This is a genomic window from Achromobacter sp. Root565 (assembly GCF_001427425.1).
Lineage (GTDB): Bacteria > Pseudomonadota > Gammaproteobacteria > Burkholderiales > Burkholderiaceae_B > Achromobacter > Achromobacter spanius_D.
This window is the reverse complement of the sequence record NZ_LMGO01000001.1, coordinates 1442324-1459502: the sequence shown is the minus strand read 5'-3', so window position 1 is coordinate 1459502 and position 17179 is coordinate 1442324. Positions and strand designations below refer to the sequence as shown.

The window sequence follows — 17179 nt, the reverse complement described above, 5'->3', positions numbered from 1 at the left end:
GTTTGGCGCGTATTTCTGCCTGCAGCCCAACCGTTTCTCCTCGCCTTTTCAGTGGAGTTTGAACATAAAATGCTCACCGACGGAAGTACCGAAAATCGTGGCGCTCTCAGCTTGGTGGGGCCAGCCATGGACCGGCTTCCCCGCGCCGTGTCGCAGTCCGGGCACCCGGGTACACCAGGCTCATTCGATCATCAACACGATGGCGGGACCATGATGAAGCTTTCGTCCGATCAGGATGTGCGGATCATCGTCGCCGACGACCATCCCATCATTTCCCTCGCGCTTGCGGATTCCCTGAACGAGGTGCCGGGGTTCACGGTGGTCGCCACGGCGCGCTCGGGCCTCGAACTCGTCACTGCCGTGCAGGGTCATCCCTGCCATCTCATCGTCACCGACTTTTCAATGGCCGCCCGGTCCGCGGACGAAGACGGCTTGCGCCTGATTGAACGGCTGCAGCGCCTGTTCCCGGAAATTCCCATCGTGGTCTTCACGATGCTGTCCAACAGCGGCATTCTGAACCAGCTGCGCCAGGTCGGCGTGGCGGGCATCGTCAGCAAGGAAGAGCCGATCGACGAACTGGTGTCCATCTGCGTCCGCGCGCTGAGCGAAAGCGGTCCGATCCTGTCGAACAGCATCAGCCAGCGGCTCAGCCAGAACGATGTAACGATGGGGCGCGCAAGCAAGGCCAAGGGCCTGTCGCCCAAGGAACTTGAGGTGGTCCGGATGTTTGCGCAGGGGCTTTCCGTCACCGAGATCGCGCGGCGCCTTCACCGGTCGGTGGCAACCATCGGCACGCAAAAACAGTCGGCCATGCGCAAGCTGAACATCGAAACCAACGCCGAGCTGCTCCGGTACGCCGACGAGCAAGGTTTTTCCTGAGGGTCTGCAAAGATGCCCCGGACGATTGGTCATTCGGGGCATCTTTTTACGCCACTTCCCAGTGCTGTCACGCATCCCGTCGTACGGGGTCGCGGACTGCCAGTTGCGCGTCGGCTACCGCGTCATTCGGAACGCTCGGCTTCCGCCGGGTCCTGTTGATGCGGCGACGGCGCTGGCCGAGACGTTTCCTGAATCGCCAGCAAGCGATTGGCCAGGTCGCTGAACTGGGCGTCCCGCGACTTCAATTGCGCCAGCAGATCGTTTACCTGCGCGGACGCGGCGGCCAGGCGTTGCGCCATGTCGGATTCTCGCACCTGGCTGGCCTGAAGCGCATTGGCGGCGGCGACGGCTTCGGTGTGTTGCAGGCGCTGGTCTGCCAGCGCTTGCGCCTGCAAGGCTGCCGCCTGCTGGTCCGACAAACGAAGTTGCTCTTGCGCGGCGGCAAGCGCGTCTCGCAGTTGATCTGCCTGCTGCTGGGCGGCAGCCTGGGACGCGTCCAGGCGAGCTTGCAGACGCTTTACGGCTCCGCGCTCTACATCCAGCTCGTTGAGCCACCGCCGCTCGTGGGCGGCGTGGCGGGATTCCAAAGCGGCAATAGCTTGCGCGTGGCGGTCGCGATCCTGTTCTGCGTCTGCCAGCAACGCCTTGTTGGCGCCGCGCGCATCCTCCAGGCTGTCCTGCGTGGCGGCGAGCGCCGTGTCCCGCTGACGCAATTGCCCTTCCGCTGCCTGCAAGCGGGCCTCCGTGGTTGCCAGTTGGGCCGTAGCGACCTTCAGGGCTTCCTGCAGGTCCCGCTCGCGCTCGAGCAATTGTGCTTCGCGCTGTTCCAGCTGTTCGGCCTGCGCTGCGAACCGTTCCCCTTCACTGGCGAGCTCTTCCCAGCGTTCCTGATAGGCCTGGGCCTGTTCTGCCCGCGCCGCGGCCAGCGCCGCTTCCCAGAAATGCGTAGCCGCCTGCGCGATCGGATCAGGCACGGCGGGCGGTGCGGCGAAGGCGCGCGGATCCTGGATGCGGGCGCCCAACGCGCGGAACCAGGTTTCCAGGTGCGGACTGACCGTATTGGGGGAGCCTCGGCCGATCTTCTGTCGTACGCGCTCGATGGTGGGCCGTGCGCCTTCAAGCAAAAGCGCGTCCGCGGCGGACCAGACGTCTGATTCGGTGATTCCAGTGGCCATGATGATGTTTGAGTCGGGTTAACGCGCCGGATTAGTCACGATAATGGAACCTTATCGTGACTTGCTGAGAATCGATGTTTTATATCATACAGCATACGTATGATTTAATACACAACGATCTGGCAGCGCTCCGCTGGGGCTTTGGCGTGAAAAGAGACCGCAGTGGCGGCGCGTTTCGCTGCGCCACCTCTGCAGAATTTTTTTAGCGCTTGAGACGGGATTCGGAAGGGACGCGCCGCCTAACACGCGCCCCTCACCGTCCCAAATTCGTCCTGGCCAATTCAATCACCTCGTCGCCCCGGCCGTTCATGATGGCCTTCAGCATGTAGAGGCCAAACCCTTTGGCTTGTTCAAGCTTGATCTTGGGCGGGACGATCAGCTCTTGCGCCGAGGTCAGCACGTCGACCAGCACCGGGCCGGGATGGGCCAGCGCTTCCTGCAGGGCGGCATCCAGAAATTCCGACGATTCGACTCGAATGCCTCGGACGCCGACGGCTTCTGCCATGGCGGCGAAATTGGGGTTTGACAGGTCCGTCCCCGTATCCAGGAAACCGGCGGCTTTCATTTCCATGGAGACAAAGCCAAGTGAGCCGTTGTTGAAGACGATGATCTTCACGGGAAGCTGCAATTGGGACAGGGACAGAAAATCTCCCATCATCATCGTGAACCCGCCGTCGCCGGACATGGAAATCACCTGCCGCCCCGGCGCCGCCGCCTGCGCGCCGATCGCCTGGAGCATCGCGTTGGCCATCGAGCCGTGGTTGAAGGAGCCCAGCAGGCGGCGTTTGCCGTTCATGGTGAGGTATCGGGCCGCCCACACGGTTGGCGAGCCGACGTCCGCCGCAAAGATGGCATCGTCATTGGCCAGTTCGTTGATGCGGCGGGCCAGATACTGCGGATGCAGCGGACGGCCTGCCGGCGCCGGTGCGGCCAGGTTGTCGAGTTCCTTGCGGGAATCCCGGTAATGGCGGAGCGCGGCGTCGAGAAAGGCGCTGTCCTGGCGCTCGTCAAGCTGCTCCAGCAACGCGGCGATGGTCTCGCCGACGTCCGCGGCAATGCCCAACGTCAGTGGTGCACGCCTGCCCAGAGCGCTCGGGTCGCGATCGACCTGCACGATCTTTGCGTGCTTGGGATAGAACGGGCGATACGGAAAGTCCGTGCCCAGCATCAGCAGGAGGTCGGCGTTCTCCATCGCGTGGTAGCCGGACGAAAAGCCGATGAAGCCGGTCATGCCGACGTCGTAGGGGTTGTCCCACTCGACGTGTTCCTTGCCGCGCAGCGCATGGATGACGGGCGCCTTGAGCCGCTGGGCCAGCGCGACGACCGCGTCGTGGCTGCCGGAGCAGCCGCTGCCGGCCAGTATCGACACCTTCCCTGCTCCAGACAGCAGATGGACCAGCTCCTGGACCGCCGCTGCGTCCGGGCGGATGTGCGGGCGCGCGGGAGGCAACGGCCACGATGCCGGCGCATCCGATGGCGCGGCCGCGAGCGCCACGTCGCCGGGTATCACCAGGACCGCCACCCCTTGCCTGCCGACCGCCGTGTTGATGGCGCGGGCCAGTATCCCGGGAAGTTGCGCCGGATTGGAGACAAGTTCGACGAATTCGGAGCATTCCTTGAACAGGTCCTGGGGACGGGTTTCCTGGAAGTATCCCAGCCCGATCTCAGACGACGGGATGTGGGCGGCGATGGCCAGCACCGGGACGCGGCTGCGCTGGCAATCGAACAAGCCGTTGATCAGGTGCAGATTGCCCGGACCGCAACTGCCGGCGCATACCGCCAGCGTGCCGGTAATCGCGGCCTCGGCGCCGGCGGCGAATGCGGCGGTCTCTTCGTGGCGGGTGTGCATCCACTCGATCTGGTCCATTCTTCGTAGGCTGTCGTTCAGTCCATTGAGACTGTCGCCCGTCACGCCCCAGATGCGGCGGACCCCCACTTCGGCAAGCACGTTGACGAGATAATCTGCGACGGTTGCGGCCATGGAATGCTCCTTGAAGGAACGCCGCCGGGACACTTACCGCTATGGTTTGGCCCAAGCGCCGGAAGTTGACTTGCGTGCGGAAATCGTAGCACCGCACCCCACGGCCAAACCTAATGGCCGGATCCCGGCCGCGCCATGCCCACCAGCTAACATGACGGGATTATTTGATCGTTTTATTACCAAAGGGACGGCTATCTGCCATGGGCGCGGAAACATGAATGATTTGCCAGGCACGACGCCGGCGGTGACAGGCGCCTTGACGCGGCTGGATCCGGACACGCTCGACAGCCACGCGGACGCGGCAGTGCGCGATTTGCTGCGCGAAGGCAGTTCCGCCAATACGGCAGCCAGTTACCGCGCGGCGATCCGGTACTGGTCAGCCTGGTTTGGGCTGCGGTATGGCCGCGCTTTCGCGTTGCCCGTGTCCGAGGCGGCGGTCATTCAGTTTGTGGTGGACCACGCGCAACGGTCTTCCGGGAGCGGATTGGAATGGGAGTTGCCGCTGGCGCTGGACCGGGAGCTGGTGCGGCTGAAGGCGAAGGGCCGGCTGGGCGCGCCCAGCCTGAACACGCTGCTGCAGCGTCTGTCGGTGCTGTCGAAGGCGCATGAGTTGCTGGGGCACCCGAACCCCTGCCGCACCCCCGCCGTGCGGGAGCTGGTGTCCAAGACCCGCCGGGCCTATGCCCGCCGCGGCGTGGCGCCCGCCCGCAAGGAGGCGCTGACGCGCGAACCGCTGGAGGCCATGCTGGACACCTGCGACGACACGTTGCGCGGCAAGCGCGATCGCGCGCTGCTCCTGTTTGCCTGGGCCAGCGGCGGCCGGCGCCGGTCGGAGGTGGTGCGTGCCACGATGGATAACACCCGGCGCACGGGCGACGGCTATCTCTATACGATGGCGCATTCCAAGACCAACCAGACGGGCGCCGTGCGGGCCCAGGACCAGAAACCGATCCTGGGCAAGGCTGCCGAGGCGCTGGCGGACTGGCTGGCGGCGAGCGGCATCCAGCAAGGGCCGATCTTCCGCCGGGTCAGGCGCGGCGATGTCTTGGGCGAACCGCTGGCCGCCGCAGCCGTGCGCGACATCGTGCTGGACCGCAGCCGGCTGGCCGGACTGGACGGCGCGTATTCGGCGCACAGTCTGCGTTCGGGATTCGTCACGGAAGCCGGGCGACGCAACGTGCCGCTGGGCGACACGATGGCGATGACCGGCCATGCCAGCGTGGCGACGGTGATGGGGTATTTTCGCGCCGGCGCGGCTGCTCAGTCACCCGCCGCACGCCTGCTGGACGACCCGCAGGAGCCAGCCCTACAGGATCCGCACAACCTGCCGTAATGCTTGCAGTCGCCTTACAATCACCGCGCTCCGGCCTTTATCCCGACCGATTCTCTTCGGATTCAGGATGAGCGACCGGGCGCCGGCTTGTCCCCTGCCCGTTCCGATCCCATGCAAATCAATCTTCGCGGGCTTGTGCTTGCGCTTACCGTCTTCAGCGCCATCGCCGCCACGGCCAATGCCCTGTATGCAAGCTATCGCGTGCAGCGGGAGCAATTGATCGAGAACACGCTCGAATCCAACCGCGTCTACGCCACGAAACTGGCGGAAGGCGCCTCCAGTTTTCTGAGATCCGCGCAGCAGCAACTGGGATACAGCGCCCGGCACATGCCGGATCTGATGGAGTCGCCGGATCGGCTGGCCGCTGAAGTGATGCGCGTGCAACAACAGACGGACAGCTTCAACTCGGTGGGCGTGGTGGGCGCGGACGGCACCATCCTGGCGACCACGGCGTCCTTCCGCAGTTTTCTGGGCACACAGGTCGACAGTCCGGGCAGCCGCGCCGCCCTGAGCAAACGCCAGCCCATGATCAGCAAGCCGTACGTGTCGATCGCGGGCAATCTGCTGATCAATGTCACGCACCCCATCTTTTCGAACGAGGGCGCCTACCTGGGGTACCTCGGGGGCACGATCTACCTGCGCAACGAAAGCGCGTTGAATGAGCTGCTGGGCAAGCACCACTACCACGATGGATCCTATCTGTATGTGGTGGACGGCGAAGGACAGCTTCTCTATCACACGGATCCCACGCGCGTCGGCGAAACGGTATTGACGAATCCGGTGGTCACGTCGGTGATCAAGGGCAACACGGGGGCGATGCGCGTCATCAACACCAAGGGCGTGGACATGCTGGCCGGATACGCGCCGGTGCCCATCAGCGGCTGGGGCGTGGTCGCGCAACGGCCCGCCCAGATCACGCTGGAACCGATCCACGACCTGATCTGGGCGTTGCTGGGCTACGCCGCGCCACTGGCGGTGGCCTTCCTGCTGGCCATCTGGTGGTGCGCCCGGATGATTTCGCTACCGCTGTCGCAACTGGCCACGAACGTGGAGCATCAGGACGTGGCCGTGGCGATGCAGCGGGTCCAGTCCGTGAAAGCCTGGTATTTCGAGGCCGAACGACTCAAGCGTGCCGTGATGGCCAGCTTCACGAGCCTGCAGGACAAGATCGGCAAGCTGAACCTGGCCAGCATCACGGACCCGCTGACCGGGCTTCGCAACCGCCGCGGCACGCAGGACGCGGTGGATCAGATGCAGGCCGGCAGCACGCCGTTTTCGGTGGTGGCGCTGGATATCGACAATTTCAAGCGGATCAACGATACCTACGGCCACACCGTGGGCGACGAGGTGATCCGCGACATGGCGCAGATCATGCGCGAATGTTCGCGGCCGTCGGACGTGCTCTGCCGCAATGGCGGCGAGGAATTCCTGATCCTGTTGCCCGGCGTGGCTGCGCCGGAGGCGGTGAATGTCGCCGAACGGCTGCGGGCGCACATCGCGCAGCGGCCATTGCACGGCGCCAACCGTGTGACGGTGTCTGCTGGCGTTGCCCAATGGCCGTCGACCGGGCCGGACGTGGACGAAGCGTTCCGGGCCGCCGATGCCGCGCTTTACGTGGCGAAGCAGCAGGGGCGCAACCGCGTAGTGATGCACGAAGCGTGATGCACGAAGCTTGATACACGAAGCTTGATGCACGAGACGTGCGCCGACCTGTACCCGCCTATTTCGCAGCAAGGCATGGCGCGCCCCTCCCCTGCAAGTTTTCGCAGAAAATCGCAATCAACCGCATTGCAGCGAAATATTCTTGCCACCACAAATTGAAATAGACCGGAATCTGCCAAAACAACGTTTTGGGTAGGGGCATTTACAGTATCCTGCGCAGCTTCGACTTTGCCTGGACCTGCACGCCGAGATGTTGCGCCCTGCCGTCGCGCCAAAATCGCTGGAACGTCATTTCATTGCACTGGCTGTCGGCGTGCTGTTGCTGGTGTCGGTGCTGGCCAGCATCCTGCTCTATCAGAATTGGCAGTCGTACGGCGCGGCGTCGGACGCGCGGCAGGCATTTGCCTCGGTGCGGGCGACGATCCGTGTCCTGGAGCATTCCTCTGCCGAGCGCGGTCCCATGAACGCGGCACTGGGTTCTGCCCTGCCCGTGCCGCAAGCGGTCATGACCTCCCTGGCCGCCGCGCGCGCCAACACGGACAGCCTGATCGAGGCGCTGCTAGCCCTGCATCCCGGCGCGGACGGCAAGGCCAAGCGCAGTGAGATCCAACGCATACGCCAGGCGCTGGCTGACGCGCGCCAGGACGTGGACCGGCTGATCGCCATCCCGCGCGATCAGCTATCCGGGCAGATGCTATGGGACGGCGTCAGCGCCATGGTGCGCATCATTCCCCAATGGCAGGCGAGCCTGGCCGTCAACGCGGGGCTGGTCATGCGCAGCGAAGCCAATGCGCCCAGCCTGTTGACGCTGGCACTGCTGGCCAGCGAACTGCGCGAACAGGCCGGCCTGCTGGGCTCGACCTACACGCCCGCCCTGAGCCGGCATCGGAAGCTGACCGCCGAGGAGCAGTTCCGCATCGAACGGGTGCTGGGCCGGATCGACGCGTTGCACGCGCTGATCCGGGCGCGGATGGCAACGCATCCGGATGCGCAGGCGTCCAAGATGTATGCGCGGATGGAGCAGCGCTATTTCGGGGAAGGCCTCGCCTATCTGGAACGGGTGCGCGACCAGGCGTCGCGGCAGTGGGACGACGCATCGGTCTCGACCGGCGAGCTGGCTGCGGCGTATGTGCCGTTGATGGGCGCCATCACGGAATTTCGCGACGTGCTGCTGGACGAGATGGAACGCCACATCGACGCGCATCGCGTGTCAGCGGCCCGGTTGCTCGCCGTGACCCTGGCGGCGACCGCCCTGCTCGTAGCGGCGCTGGCGGCGGCGCTGGTTCAATTCCGAAAGCGCGTGATCCAGCCTTTTGCGCTGGCCACGCGCATCATTGGATCGGTCGCCAACGGGTCGACGCCGGCAAAGATTCCACTGGGCAAATACCACGGCGAAGTCCAAGAGGTCTTCAATGCGCTGCGCGTGCTTAAGGAAAACGCCGCGGCGCGCAAACGCCTGGAAGCGGAGCGCGACAGGCTGATTGCGGATCTGGCGCACACCGCCGAGACGGACTACCTGACGGGACTGTTGAACCGGCGTGCGTTTGAAAAGCGGTTTGAGGCGGCGCGCGCGCATTGGGATGAAAGCCAGCCGATGCTGGCCTTCATCCTGTTCGATATCGACCACTTCAAGACCATCAACGACACGCACGGACATGCCAGCGGCGACCTGGCGCTGAAGGCCGTGGCCGACCTGTGCTGCACAACCTGGCGTCAGTCAGACGTGGTCGCGCGCGTGGGCGGGGAGGAATTCGCGGTGCTGTGCCGCACGCGCGGCGCGCAGCAGGCGGTGGAGATGGCGGAACGGATGCGCGCATGCATTGGCGCGAGCACGGTGACGTCAGAGACCGGCGTCACGTTCGGCCTGACGGCCAGCTTTGGCGTGGCGTGTATTTCGTGGAGCCATGCCGAATCCGTCAGCGGCCTTTTCCGGGCCGCTGACGAACTCTTGTATCTGGCGAAGTTGAATGGGCGCAATCAGGTCCAGCAACGCACCCTGGGGTGAAACCGGCTTGGCGGCCCGGAGGCTTGCCGGATTACGACTTGACGCGTGAAACGTCGGCCTGCTTGGAGGTCTCGGCGCTACGGGACGGCGCGTCGTGACGGTCGGACTGCTTGTTGGATTCGGGCGCTTTCCAATTCAGCGGGGGGATCTCGAAGCTTCCCTTCTTGGCAGTCAATTGATGAGTCATAAGCATGCTCCTGGACAGGCACATGGCTTCCCCCGCCGAGCACCATGCACAGATTCTGGCGGGCCATGAATGCCGCGGGTGCGGGGGAGCATTCAGAAGGCAGGCGGCGCCGGGAAGAGATATCGGCAATCTTAGTGGTGCACTTGTAATGTTGTTCTTATAGTGCGGGTTTTGCCGATAGATAAAAGATTTTAGCACGAAGTTGACAGAAATAGCAAGCAGGAGTACCGAGTGCGTGCCAATCGGCAAATGCCGCCTCTATAATCGCTATCCATTCTCATTCTCGACCATACCCATCTCGCCGGGCCAACCATGATCGAATCCCCTCCTCCCCGACCAGCGGATTCGATCACCACGATGTACGCCAGCCATCACGGATGGCTGCTGGGATGGTTGCGCAGGCGCCTGGGCAGCGCGACGGATGCCGCCGATCTGGCGCATGACACTTTCCTGCGGGTGCTCGGGAATGCGCGCGCCGACATTCGCGAGCCGCGCGCATTCTTGTCGACGGTGGCCGGCGGCATTCTGGCCAACTTTTACCGGCGCCGCGACATCGAGCAGGCCTATTTGCGCAGTCTGGCGGATCTGCCCGAGACGTTCGCGCCCTCGCCCGAGTCTCGCGCCATGGTGCTGGAGACGCTGGTCGAGATCGACCGGCGTCTCAGTGGGCTGCCCGCGCCGGTGCGGCGGGCGTTCCTGCTGGCGCAGGTGGACGGCATGAAGCAGTCCGAAATCGCCGCGACGCTTGGCGTCTCCCTGCCGACGGTGCAGCGCTACGTCGCCCGCGCGTTGCTGCAGTGCTTCTTTTGACGCGGACCGGGAGATCACGACGTGAGCATTTCCGATCCTTCGCGCTTTGCGCCCGCGGCGCCGATTGCCGACGCCGTGGCGCGGCAAGCCGTCGACTGGTTCGTGCGGCTGCGCGCGGATGCGGTCAAGCCCGAACTGCAACACGCGTGGCGCGCATGGATGGCGGCCGACCCCGAGCACGCGCGCGCATGGAACCATCTGCAGCACTGCGCGGGCGACGTGGCGGGATTGCCATCAGTATTGGCGCACGCGACGCTGGCGCACCCGGCAGCCACCGGCCGCCGCCGTTTCATGAAGTCCGCCGCGCTGCTGGCGGCCGGTGCAGGCGCCTCGTGGTGGGCCGTGCGCACAGAACCCTGGCAGCCGCTGCTGGCCGACGCCAGCACGCGCGTGGGCGAGCAGCGGCGGCTTACGCTGCCCGACGGCTCCACCGTGCTGCTCAACACGGATAGCGCGATCGATATCGGCGCCGGCGATGGGCGGCGCATTCGCTTGACGCGCGGCGAGATCCTGGTGGACGCGGTGCGCGCCCGCGACGCATTGGCATCGCCGTTTATCGTGCAGACCCGCCACGGCGAGGTCGAAACGCCCGGATCGCGGCTTGCGCTGCGGCTGGAGGCCGCGCGCAGCCTCGTCCACGCCGTGACGGGTCCGCTTATCGTGACGCCGGCCCAGGCGCCGGCGCATCGGCGCGAACTGGCGGCAGGCCTGCAGGCCGCGTTTACCGCGCTCGAGGTCCAAACGCCTGAGCCGGCGCGCGCGGGCGATCTGAGCTGGACCGATGGCGTGCTGGCGGCGCACGACATGCAGCTTGACGCCTTCCTGGCGCAACTGTCGCGATACCGCCCCGGGGTGATCCGCTGCGATCCGGCGGTGGCGGACCTGCGCGTATCCGGCGTGTATCCATTGGGCAATACCGACAAGGTGCTCGAGACGCTGGCGCTGACGCTGCCCGTATCGATGCGCTCGATGACGCGCTATTGGGTGTCAATCGGACCGCGCGGGTCGGCGGTTTGAATCTGGCCCGTGCGGGCCGGCGCATTCCCCCTCTCCCATACCCGCAAATTATTTTCAGGTTCCGTGATGGGTTTTCCGATCTCGCGTGGCATAGGAGCTGAAGTCCCTGTCTTCACTCCCAACGACATCGAGAACCCAATGAGTCTTCCCGCCTTCAAGAGGCCGCGCCAACCGCGGCCAGCCCTGCGCGCCCTGGTCCTGGCACTGGGCATCGCGAGCGCCCTGCCCGCCGTCCTGGCGTTTCCGGGTGCGGCGCAAGCGCAGACCGCCACCACGAACTTCCGCATTCCCGCGGGGCCGCTCGCCGGCGCGCTGCTGCAATTCGGCCGTGATTCCGGACTGATGCTGTCCTACTCGGCTGCGGATGTCGAAGGCCGGCAAAGCCCCGGCGTCAGTGGCGCCTACCGGCCCGCCGAGGCGCTGGCCGCGCTGCTGTCCGGCACGGGCCTGGCTGCCCAGCGCCTGGCAAACGGCAGCTACGCGCTGCGGCCGGCGGCGCAGGCGCCGGTTGCCACGCTGGCGCCGATCGAGGTGGCTGCCAATCCGTTGTCGAGCCGCGCGTGGGGCCCCGTGGAGGGATTCGTGGCAGCGTACAGCATGACGGGCACCAAGACCGATACGCCGCTGATCGAAACGCCCCAGTCGATTTCCGTGGTGACCCGCGACCAGATGACGTGGCAGGCCATTCAGAAAACCGAGCAGGCGCTGCGCTACGAGGCCGGCGTTCGCGCCGAACTGGCGGACGACCTGCGCCATCAGAACATCACGGTGCGGGGCTTCAGCGTGGCCGCGTCCAACCAGGGCATCTACCTGGACGGCCTGGCGCTCGCGACCCGCTACTACGGCTCGTACGACGTGAATCCGTATGCCCTGGAGCGTGTGGAAGTGCTGCGCGGACCCGCGTCCCTGCTGTATGGGCAGAACCAGCCGGGCGGGATCGTGAACCAGGTCAGCAAGCGGCCCACCGAGACCCCGCTGCGCGAAGTGGAGTTCACGACGGGCGACCCGGGCCGCGCGCAGCTTGGCTTCGACTTCAGCGGTCCGGTGACAGAAGACGGGCAATGGCTGTACCGCCTGACCGGCCAGGGCCGCAACGCCGATACGGAAGTGGACACGGTGCGCGACAAACGTGCGTTCATTGCGCCGTCGTTCACGTGGCAGCCCAGCGCCGCCACGCACTTCACCGTGCTGACAAATTTCCAGCGCATCCGGGCGGGCTCCACCGATCAGTGGCTGCCGTCGGTGGGCACGTTGACGCCCACGCCGTACGGCCGGATCTCGCGCAGTTTCTTCTCGGGCGAGCCGGACTTCGACCGCTACGACAAGGACCAGGCGATGCTGGGCTACCTGTTCGAGCACAAGTTCAACGATAGCTGGACGGTGCGCCAGAACGCCCGCTACAACCAGAACCGCACGCATTACCGCGCGTTGATCTCGGAACTGGGCTGGGGCACCTTGCCCGATGGCGAGCCGGATTACCAGTCCCTGCAACGCTACGCCTTCAGCTCGGACGAGAAGGCGCGCACGCTTGCGTTGGACACGCAGCTTCAGTACCAGGGCCGCACGGGCGCATTCGCGCACACCGTGCTGCTCGGTCTGGACTACCAGCAGTCGAGCTTCGACACTCAACTGGGATTCGGCATGGATGGCGTGCCGCCGATCAATCCGTTCAACCCGGTTTACGGCTACCAGATCGACGCGCCGCCCATCTACAACGATACGTTCCAGCGCATGCGCCAGCTTGGCCTGTACGCGCAGGATCAAGTCAAGATCATGGACAAGGTCGTGGTGACGGCGGGCGGCCGCATGGACTGGTCAGAAGCCAGTACGCGCAACAACCTGACCGGTACACGCACGCAGCAGAACGACAACGCGTTCGCGGGCCGCATCGGCATGGTGTACCTGTCTGACACGGGGCTGGCGCCGTATGTCAGCTACGCCACGTCATTCCGGCCGCAAGCGGGCACCACCTACGCCGGCACGCCCTTCCGTCCGACCAAGGGCGAGCAGTACGAGGCGGGCGTGAAGTTCCAACCCAAGGGGTTCGACAGCTTCATCACGGCGTCCGTGTTCCAGATCGAGCAGCGCAACGTGCTGACGCGCGACCCCGAACACGCGAATTCGCAGGTGCAGACCGGCAAGGTGCGCTCGGAAGGCTTCGAGCTGCAAGGCAAGGCATCGCTGGCCCGCAACCTGGATATCGTCGGGTCCTACACCTACACGGACATCACGACGGTGTCGAGCAACTACCCGGAACAGATCGGCAAGGTGCCCTTTGCCGGCGTGCCCGCGCACATGGCGTCGCTGTGGGTCGACTACACCATCGACACGGGGCCGCTGGCCGGACTGGGATTCGGCGCGGGCGCGCGCTATCTGGGCACCACGTACAGCGACCTTGACAACGCCGTGAAGGTGCCTTCGGTGACATTGGCCGACGCCGCGATCCGTTATGACCTGGGCCGCGCAAGCCCGGCCATGAAGGGCGCCACGCTGAGCCTGAACGCGTCGAACCTGTTCGACAAGGCCTACGTCGCCTCGTGCAACAACGTCAACTTGTGCTTCTACGGTCCGGGCCGCGTGGTGCTCGCGACGCTGCGCTACAACTGGTGATTGACTTTGGAGAATGATCGTTCTACCATCTGCCCATTGCAGATAGAACGATCATTCTCCCAATGTCCGACACCGCCCTTACCCCCGCTTCCGACGTGCAGGAAAAGCTGCTGCGCGCCACCGAACATCTGATCTATGGCGGCGGCATCAATGCCACCGGTATGGACCTCATCGTCAAGACCTCCGGCGTCTCGCGCAAGAGCATCTACAAGCACTACGGCACGAAGGAAGTCCTGGTGGCCGCGGCGCTGACGGCCCGCGACGAGCGTTGGATGCAGTGGTTCATCGACGCCACGACCCGCGCGCCGTCGCCGCGCGCCCGCCTCTTGTCCATCTTCGATGCGCTGCGCGAATGGTTTGCGTCCGACGGCTTTCGCGGTTGCGCGTTCATCAACGCCGCCGGCGAAATCGGCGACGCTGATAGCCCTATCCGCGCAGTCGCCCGGCGCCACAAAGAGCGCTTGCTTGCCCACGTGCAGTCGCTGGTACAGGCCGCGGGCCTGCCGCACGCCGATGAGCGTGCGCGCCAATTGCTGGTGCTGATTGACGGCGCGATTGCCGTGGCCATGGTCACGGGCGACGCGTCAATCACCGACAGCGCCGAACGCGCCGCCCAGGCGCTGCTTGACGCGGACGGCTGAGTCCGCGCGCTCCTATTCCCGTTTTTTCCACCCCTGTCCATGAGGCCCTTGCCATGACGACAACGCCCGAAGTCCGCCCGCCCTTTCCTCCCTTCACGCACGAGAGCGCCATCCAGAAGGTGCGCCTGGCCGAAGACGGCTGGAACAGCCGCGATCCCGAGAAGGTTTCGCTGGCCTACAGCCTTGATACCCGCTGGCGCAACCGCGCCGAGTTCGCCACGAACCGCGAGGAAGCGCGTGCGTTCCTGGCGCGCAAATGGGCGCGCGAGCTGGACTACCGCCTCATCAAGGAGCTGTGGGCCTACACCGGCAACCGCATCGCGGTGCGCTATGCCTACGAATGGCATGACGACTCGGGCAACTGGTTCCGTTCGTATGGCAACGAAAACTGGGAGTTTGGCGAAGACGGGCTGATGTTCAACCGCTATGCGTGCATCAACGACATGCCGATCAAGGAAGCGGACCGCAAGTTCCACTGGCCGCTGGGACGGCGTCCCGACGATCATCCGGGGCTGTCGGAACTGGGCCTGTAGTGCGCTTCGGCACCCATGCGCGCATGCGCTCCGCATGCGCGCAACAACCGCATTTCGTTTGAAAACAGCCTAGGGATTTCCCCCGGTTTTGTTGCGATACGCACACCCCTGCGCAACTTTCGCGAGCCTTGAAAGGTGAACGGAAGTTTGGATTTTTAGACTCCCGCATTCATTGCAGTGTCAGCTTTTGTTCAGACCGCAGTCAGACATAAGCACAACAACGGGAGGAAAAGACCATGCAATCAAAACGCAGCGCCGTGCGGCGCGAGGCGTGGGCCGCGGGCACGATGATCGTGCTGGGCCTGGGCGCCATCGCGCAGGCGTCAACCTATACATTGGGAAGCCTGGACCGCATGGGTCCGGGCATGTTCCCCGCGATCCTGGGCGTGCTGCTGGTCCTCTTGGGCCTGGCCATTGCCAAGATGGCGGCCTCGCCCGTGGCCGCCGAGGAAGATGCCGAAGAAGTGGCGCCGCCCGAATGGCGCGGCTGGGGTTGCATCATCGGCGGGTTGCTGTCCTTCATCCTGGTCGGCAAGTTCGGCGGCCTGGTGCCGGCGACCTTCGTGCTGGTCTTCATTTCTGCCATGGGCGATCGCCAGCACACCTGGCGCAGCGCAGCCATCCTTGCCGCCGGTGTCACGGTGCTCGGCGTGGCGGTTTTCTCCTGGGCGTTGCAGCTCCAGTTTCCGTTGTTCCGCTGGGGTTGATCCATGGAAATCCTCACTAACCTGATGCACGGGTTCTCTGTCGCGTTCGCGCTGGACAACCTGATGTGGGCGATCTTTGGCGTGTTCATGGGCAACCTGATCGGCGTGCTGCCGGGCATGGGTGTGCTAGCCGCTATTTCTATCCTGCTGCCGCTGACATACACGATGACGCCGACCGCGGCGCTGGTGATGCTGTCCGGCATCTACTACGGCTCGCAATACGGCGGCGGGATCACGTCGATCATGCTGAATCTGCCGGGCACCGCGTCGCATGCGGTAGCGTGTCTGGACGGCAATCCGCTGGCACGCAACGGCAAGGCCGGCTCTGCGCTCTTCATGCTGATGTTCTCGTCGTTCTGCGGCGCGTCCGTCGGCATCCTGGCCATGATCCTGTTCTCGCCAATGCTGGTCGACGTCGCGTTCAAGTTCGGTCCGGCCGAATACTTCTCGATGATGATGCTGGGTCTGCTGGCCGGCGCCACGCTGGCCAAGGGATCGGCGATCAAGGGCGTGGCGATGGTGGTGGTCGGCCTGCTGCTGGGCGTGGTGGGCACGGACGTCAACACGGGCACGATGCGTTTTCACTTCGGCATCCTGGAACTGTCCGACGGCCTGCAGATCGTGGCGCTGGCCATGGGTCTGTTCGGTGTGGCGGACTTCCTGAAGAACATCAACCGTATCGGCAGCGACAGCAAGGTCACGTCGGCAAAGATCAGCATGAAGTCCATGCGCCCCGAGGCCGGCGACATCAAGCAGTCGCGCGGCGCGCTGGTGCGCGGCACGGCCATCGGCGCGGCATTCGGCATCCTGCCGGGCACGGGTCCGACCATTGCGTCGTTCATTTCGTACGCGACGGAAAAGAAGGTTGCAAAGGAACCGCGCCGTTTCGGCCGCGGCGCCATTGAAGGCATCGCCGGTCCGGAAGCGGCCACCAGCGCCTCGACGCAGACGAGCTTCATTCCGACGATGAGCCTGGGCATTCCGGGCGACCCGGTCATGGCGCTGATGTTGGGCGCGCTCATCATCCACGGCATCCAGCCGGGTCCGCAGATGATGATCGAGCACGCCGACATGTTCTGGGGGCTGATCGCCAGCTTCTGGGTCGGCAACGTGCTGCTGCTGCTCTTGAACCTGCCGCTCATCGGCATGTGGGTGCGGCTGCTGACCGTTCCCTTCCGCTATCTGTTCCCTGCCGCGCTGTTCTTTGTCTGCGTGGGGGTCTACAGCACGAACAACAACCTGTTCGATGTGGGGATGGTGACCTTGTTTGGCGCGGCGGGTTATGCGCTGATCCGGCTGCGGTTTGAACCGGCGCCATTGCTGCTGGGCTTCGTGCTCGGGCCCATGGTGGAAGAGAACTTCCGCCGCGCCCTGCTGCTGTCGCGCGGCGAGCTGTCGATCTTTGTGACGCGGCCCATCAGCCTGGGCTTCATCCTGGCATGCGTGGGACTGATCGCGTTGCTCGGGGTGTCGGCCTTGCGCCAGCGCAAGGCGCGCGAAGCGCTCAAGCACGCGGAGTCCTCCGCGTAGCCGCAAGGCAAGTTTCGGGGTAGTGCTGCTTTGGCCGGTCTCGCAAGGACCGGCCTTTTTTTGCTTATCGCGGGCTTAATTGGAACGCTGCTCAGGTGTGGCTGGCGCG

General features: G+C 64.9%; 14 protein-coding genes. 11 read left to right on the top strand and 3 right to left on the bottom strand.

Going from position 1 to position 17179, the window contains the following annotated elements:
* Positions 1-69 precede the first annotated feature (69 nt).
* Positions 70-879, top strand: coding sequence for a response regulator transcription factor (locus ASD71_RS06475; protein WP_235512029.1), 810 nt, complete (start codon positions 70-72; stop codon positions 877-879).
* Between the two features lie 122 nt (positions 880-1001).
* Here the strand turns inward: ASD71_RS06475 and ASD71_RS06470 are convergent, their stop codons facing one another.
* Both ASD71_RS06470 and poxB read right to left on the bottom strand, forming a co-directional pair.
* On the bottom strand, positions 1002-2054 hold the full coding sequence (locus ASD71_RS06470; RefSeq protein ID WP_056561292.1) for a DNA-binding protein: 1053 nt from the start codon (positions 2052-2054) through the stop codon (positions 1002-1004).
* 253 nt (positions 2055-2307) lie between these two features.
* A complete protein-coding gene (gene poxB / locus ASD71_RS06465; protein ID WP_056561290.1) occupies positions 2308-4035 on the bottom strand; it encodes a ubiquinone-dependent pyruvate dehydrogenase in 1728 nt (575 codons plus the stop codon).
* A 214-nt stretch (positions 4036-4249) separates the two neighbouring features.
* On the opposite strand from poxB, the gene ASD71_RS06460 reads away from it, so the two are divergent.
* The 3 genes from ASD71_RS06460 to ASD71_RS06450 all read left to right on the top strand — a co-directional run bounded on the left by ASD71_RS06460 (position 4250) and on the right by ASD71_RS06450 (position 9035).
* Positions 4250-5368, top strand: a complete 1119-nt coding sequence (locus ASD71_RS06460; protein WP_056561289.1) for a site-specific integrase — start codon at positions 4250-4252, stop codon at positions 5366-5368.
* Between the two features lie 111 nt (positions 5369-5479).
* Complete coding sequence (locus ASD71_RS06455) at positions 5480-7030, top strand: sensor domain-containing diguanylate cyclase (protein ID WP_056561287.1); 1551 nt, start codon at positions 5480-5482, stop codon at positions 7028-7030.
* 250 nt (positions 7031-7280) lie between these two features.
* Positions 7281-9035, top strand: a complete 1755-nt coding sequence (locus tag ASD71_RS06450) for a diguanylate cyclase (RefSeq protein ID WP_056561285.1) — start codon at positions 7281-7283, stop codon at positions 9033-9035.
* 31 nt (positions 9036-9066) lie between these two features.
* Here the strand turns inward: ASD71_RS06450 and ASD71_RS28180 are convergent, their stop codons facing one another.
* On the bottom strand, positions 9067-9222 hold the full coding sequence (locus ASD71_RS28180) for a hypothetical protein (protein WP_175121543.1): 156 nt from the start codon (positions 9220-9222) through the stop codon (positions 9067-9069).
* A 312-nt stretch (positions 9223-9534) separates the two neighbouring features.
* Between ASD71_RS28180 and ASD71_RS06445 the strand changes: the two genes are divergently transcribed.
* From ASD71_RS06445 to ASD71_RS06415, 7 genes are all read left to right on the top strand, one after another.
* Positions 9535-10032: a sigma-70 family RNA polymerase sigma factor gene (locus ASD71_RS06445; protein ID WP_056561283.1), complete on the top strand. Its 498-nt coding sequence runs from the start codon at positions 9535-9537 to the stop codon at positions 10030-10032.
* Positions 10033-10053: 21 nt separating this feature from the next.
* Positions 10054-11049, top strand: a complete 996-nt coding sequence (locus ASD71_RS06440; RefSeq protein ID WP_056561281.1) for a FecR domain-containing protein — start codon at positions 10054-10056, stop codon at positions 11047-11049.
* A gap of 138 nt (positions 11050-11187) precedes the next feature.
* Entirely contained in the window at positions 11188-13659 is a 2472-nt protein-coding gene (locus ASD71_RS06435) for a TonB-dependent siderophore receptor (RefSeq protein ID WP_056561280.1), read from the top strand.
* Positions 13660-13721: 62 nt separating this feature from the next.
* Complete coding sequence (locus ASD71_RS06430) at positions 13722-14300, top strand: TetR/AcrR family transcriptional regulator (RefSeq protein WP_056561278.1); 579 nt, start codon at positions 13722-13724, stop codon at positions 14298-14300.
* A gap of 53 nt (positions 14301-14353) precedes the next feature.
* Positions 14354-14833, top strand: coding sequence for a nuclear transport factor 2 family protein (locus tag ASD71_RS06425; protein WP_056561276.1), 480 nt, complete (start codon positions 14354-14356; stop codon positions 14831-14833).
* Positions 14834-15069: 236 nt separating this feature from the next.
* The gene (locus ASD71_RS06420; protein WP_056561274.1) at positions 15070-15540 is read left to right on the top strand and encodes a tripartite tricarboxylate transporter TctB family protein; all 471 of its coding nucleotides are present in this window, start codon (positions 15070-15072) and stop codon (positions 15538-15540) included.
* A gap of 3 nt (positions 15541-15543) precedes the next feature.
* The gene (locus ASD71_RS06415; RefSeq protein ID WP_056561272.1) at positions 15544-17070 is read left to right on the top strand and encodes a tripartite tricarboxylate transporter permease; all 1527 of its coding nucleotides are present in this window, start codon (positions 15544-15546) and stop codon (positions 17068-17070) included.
* The last annotated feature ends 109 nt before the right edge of the window (positions 17071-17179 follow it).

Bases quoted from the DNA above. Each gene is read 5' to 3' on its own strand.
- ASD71_RS06425 (WP_056561276.1), top strand. From the start codon at position 14,354: ATGACGACAACGCCCGAAGTCCGCCCGCCCTTTCCTCCCTTCACGCAC.
- ASD71_RS06445 (WP_056561283.1), top strand. From the start codon at position 9,535: ATGATCGAATCCCCTCCTCCCCGACCAGCGGATTCGATCACCACGATG.
- ASD71_RS06475 (WP_235512029.1), top strand. From the start codon at position 70: ATGCTCACCGACGGAAGTACCGAAAATCGTGGCGCTCTCAGCTTGGTG.
- ASD71_RS06470 (WP_056561292.1), bottom strand. From the start codon at position 2,054: ATGGCCACTGGAATCACCGAATCAGACGTCTGGTCCGCCGCGGACGCG.
- ASD71_RS06430 (WP_056561278.1), top strand. From the start codon at position 13,722: ATGTCCGACACCGCCCTTACCCCCGCTTCCGACGTGCAGGAAAAGCTG.
- ASD71_RS28180 (WP_175121543.1), bottom strand. From the start codon at position 9,222: ATGACTCATCAATTGACTGCCAAGAAGGGAAGCTTCGAGATCCCCCCG.
- ASD71_RS06455 (WP_056561287.1), top strand. From the start codon at position 5,480: ATGCAAATCAATCTTCGCGGGCTTGTGCTTGCGCTTACCGTCTTCAGC.
- ASD71_RS06435 (WP_056561280.1), top strand. From the start codon at position 11,188: ATGAGTCTTCCCGCCTTCAAGAGGCCGCGCCAACCGCGGCCAGCCCTG.
- ASD71_RS06415 (WP_056561272.1), top strand. From the start codon at position 15,544: ATGGAAATCCTCACTAACCTGATGCACGGGTTCTCTGTCGCGTTCGCG.
- ASD71_RS06450 (WP_056561285.1), top strand. From the start codon at position 7,281: ATGTTGCGCCCTGCCGTCGCGCCAAAATCGCTGGAACGTCATTTCATT.
- ASD71_RS06420 (WP_056561274.1), top strand. From the start codon at position 15,070: ATGCAATCAAAACGCAGCGCCGTGCGGCGCGAGGCGTGGGCCGCGGGC.
- poxB (WP_056561290.1), bottom strand. From the start codon at position 4,035: ATGGCCGCAACCGTCGCAGATTATCTCGTCAACGTGCTTGCCGAAGTG.
- ASD71_RS06460 (WP_056561289.1), top strand. From the start codon at position 4,250: ATGAATGATTTGCCAGGCACGACGCCGGCGGTGACAGGCGCCTTGACG.